Here is a 235-nt window from a genome sequence, read left to right as displayed (position 1 = left end):
AGCGCGTTTAGCGAGCTCGTGTATCCTACTTAGGGTGTTTCTTTTGTTTAAGCCACTATGCCTAACACTGTCATTCCAAGTAAAACTATTTCCTCTACACCTGAGCCCGTAACCTGCGCTAACTGCTAAGCGTGTTGTTGCCAATTAGGAGGGCGCATAGTAACCGCCACCGGTGGGCCGTTTAAGTATATTGATTATGACAAGGGGGGCAGCGAAGTAATGAAACGGGGCTATG

1 pseudogene is annotated in these 235 nt (G+C 48.1%); it reads left to right on the top strand.

Features of this window, described 5'->3' with window-relative positions:
• Positions 1-57: 57 nt before the first annotated feature.
• A pseudogene (locus R0J88_RS23585) lies at positions 58-235 on the top strand (YkgJ family cysteine cluster protein); the annotation flags it as partial.

It is taken from the genome of Pseudoalteromonas sp. SIMBA_162 (assembly GCF_046535955.1).
In the GTDB taxonomy this organism is placed as follows: domain Bacteria; phylum Pseudomonadota; class Gammaproteobacteria; order Enterobacterales; family Alteromonadaceae; genus Pseudoalteromonas; species Pseudoalteromonas marina.
The sequence above is the reverse complement of the archived record's forward strand: the minus strand, read 5'-3'. Positions and strand labels throughout refer to the sequence as shown.